The following is a 2,730-nucleotide window of genomic DNA, read 5'->3' on the forward strand; positions in this document are numbered from 1 at the left end:
AAGCATCTTAAACCAGTCCGTCCAATTACCATTGATCAAATAATTTGGCGCTCTCCCTTTTTAAAAAACGAACGAGCTGCGTCTTCTTAAGTATTGCCTTTTTTACAGAATCGCAGAAGTTAATTTTCATGGTAGTTTAAGGCTGTCTATTATTTTGAAAAGCTCCTGCGCGACCATAGTATCAACTATGAAAACACCTGAAAGGTCCATAATCAGGCAGTCAACTTCCTTATTCTTCGTTTCACGCAGGGTATACTCCATCAAAATCCTTGCTCTATGTGTATCAATATCGCCAATGATCGGCAAAACGGCCACACCATCAACAATGGAAATGACAGGTGTGCTTAGTTCATCAATGACCTCCTGCTGTGCTCTGAGGCGCTTATTGGCCTGTCCAGTATAGGAATTCGTGAAAGTGAGGATTAAACCGTCAAAGAAGTCGTTAACGAGATTGCCTAACCTTAAAATTTCCCTCGCACTAAGATCATTTATTTTATCTGCCAAATCAGAGAGTTCTTCCCACAGTGCACCACGGATACTATTAAAATGCTGAACTGATTGACTGAGCGAAAGACCTAACCGCACTTTATCTTCACTCACCTGTTTCCCCCAATCATTAATTCTTTCGTCATCTAATTCCCCTATTAAAAAACTTTCAAGCAAATGAATAAGTTCTTTTATTTGTTCTTTATATAAATTGACTTTTGTTAATTTGATGTACGCTTCTGGCTGATTTTTATCAATTGAATCCAATATATTGGTTGTTACATTTTCTTCCCTTTCAATCAAGAAATTTTTAAATAAGTGAATTGCTCTATCCATCTCATAGCTCCTTTTGCAATAAAAAAGTTCTTTTTAAAATATTTTTTTGTTCTTTATAAAAAAACACATACTTTTGCTGGTATAATTTAAATGAATATGTCATATACATTCGAAAGAAATCGAATTTAGGTTGCCCAGGTTAAAGATTGTGAATTCCTGATGAAATTACCCGAATCTAGATTGCTTCAAACAAACATAGTTCAAAGTATATTTAAAAAAGAGGGGATACAGATGGAAGCTATGAAATACTCTCCACGCTCACAATTAAGTGCTGGAATGGAGAAGAAAAGGTCATACGCTAAGAACCAAATCTTAGCAGGTCCAGTAAATCCAGGTTTATTTCCGCCTTTCTTATCAATATCTATCCCAGATCATAACCTGGCAATCACGAAGGATGAGTTGACAATGGCTGATTTATATCAAGAAAAAGCAATTCTCGAAAGCAAAAACCTGAAACTCGAGCAGGAGATTTTTGAAAAACAGCAGACCTTAGAAAATCTACAGCTCGCCATTCAATCAGCCACAGGTGATTATCAAGCTGCTTCAGCTAGCCATTTGGCGGCCGGGTTAGCCCATGAAATAAGGAATCCACTGACAACAATCAAGGGTTTTATCCAGTTGCTTCAGCCAGACCTTCAGGCTGCCGGCAAGCAGGAGTTCGCAGATGTAGCTCTTGATGAACTTAATCGAGCCAACAGCTTACTAACTGAATTTCTTTCTGTATTGAAACCTGCCTCCTCTGAGAAAAAGAAGATATCTGTTAACAAGTTAGCTGCAAGTATGTTCAAGCTTTTCTCAAGCGAGTCGATTCTAAAGGATATCGAAATAGATATTGAGATTCCTGATGAAGAGGTGTATGTACTGGCAGATGAAAATGCGATCAAACAAGTGTTAATCAATTTATTGAAAAATGCCATAGAGGCTGTTGAAGGAAATCGGAGGAATAAAGGTTCTATAAAATTGGTTGTAAATGAAGATGGTGGATTCATTCATGTTAGTGTAATAGATAATGGTAATGGAATTGATGAATACTCCCTGAAAAAAATCTTCACTCCATTCTATACAACAAAAACTGACGGAACCGGTATGGGACTGGTAATCAGCAAGCAAATAATAGAAAATCATGGAGGAGAAATGACGGTTACCACTCAACCCTTTAAGACCATATTCGAATTTTCCCTCCCCGCTATTTAATTTACAGCTTTTCGATTAGTCGAAAAATTGTCATATTGAAAACAGTTCCCCTCTTCTTTCACTGGTAAAATGTAGGTAAGAACCGGAGAAAGAAGGCGGATTGAAATGGAAGAAGTTATAAAGCTGGCTGAAAATTATGTGTACACAACCACAACAGCTGATGTAACGTCGCCAGATGATTTTATCGTAGAATTTCTAACTGATATTCATGACAATGACAAAAATGATCCTTCTACACTAAAAATAAAGAATATGAACGAACTAATGGATTTCCTGGAAAAAACGGAATGGTAGTATAGTTTTCTTCTCTCTTAACCTTACAAGCCCTACAAGAAGTCCCCAGGATGTACTGTTACCCAAAACATTATTAAAATGCGGTTCCTCGGGAACCGCATTTTTTACTTTTAACAAGTTACACTTTAAGGAGTTTAAACTTTCCCGAACTGAAAACATCTTTTAGATAATCTAGTTTGGTATTATCGAAGTAAACTGAATCACCCTCATGAATCAGGATTGAAACCTCGTCAAATGTATAAATCTGATCATTTGTTAATGGCTGCTCCTCCAGAGCAACTCTAAGCTGAGGTCCTCCTCAGCCGATTCCCATCGTCAGTCGGACGTATAGCTTTTCCCCATCTTCACTTTCCTTTTTTATGGCCTTAAGCAATATTTTATATGCGCTATCAGTAATTTTAAACATATCCACTCTCCCTC

At 37.2% G+C, this 2,730-nt stretch carries 3 protein-coding genes; 2 read left to right on the top strand and 1 reads right to left on the bottom strand.

Going from position 1 to position 2,730, the window contains the following annotated elements:
- Positions 1-126: 126 nt before the first annotated feature.
- Positions 127-822 (bottom strand): STAS domain-containing protein, encoded by a 696-nt coding sequence (locus tag ACH0QE_RS07035; RefSeq protein ID WP_415799996.1) that lies wholly within the window; start codon positions 820-822, stop codon positions 127-129.
- 231 nt (positions 823-1,053) lie between these two features.
- On the opposite strand from ACH0QE_RS07035, the gene ACH0QE_RS07040 reads away from it, so the two are divergent.
- Positions 1,054-2,016, top strand: a complete 963-nt coding sequence (locus ACH0QE_RS07040) for a two-component system sensor histidine kinase NtrB (protein WP_415799997.1) — start codon at positions 1,054-1,056, stop codon at positions 2,014-2,016.
- Positions 2,017-2,121: 105 nt separating this feature from the next.
- On the top strand, positions 2,122-2,310 hold the full coding sequence (locus tag ACH0QE_RS07045; protein WP_415799998.1) for a hypothetical protein: 189 nt from the start codon (positions 2,122-2,124) through the stop codon (positions 2,308-2,310).
- Positions 2,311-2,730 lie beyond the last annotated feature (420 nt).

The organism is Mesobacillus sp. (assembly GCF_047739415.1).
In the GTDB taxonomy this organism is placed as follows: Bacteria; Bacillota; Bacilli; order Bacillales; family Cytobacillaceae; genus Mesobacillus.

Bases quoted from the DNA above. Each gene is read 5' to 3' on its own strand.
- ACH0QE_RS07035 (WP_415799996.1), bottom strand. From the start codon at position 822: ATGGATAGAGCAATTCACTTATTTAAAAATTTCTTGATTGAAAGGGAA.
- ACH0QE_RS07040 (WP_415799997.1), top strand. From the start codon at position 1,054: ATGGAAGCTATGAAATACTCTCCACGCTCACAATTAAGTGCTGGAATG.
- ACH0QE_RS07045 (WP_415799998.1), top strand. From the start codon at position 2,122: ATGGAAGAAGTTATAAAGCTGGCTGAAAATTATGTGTACACAACCACA.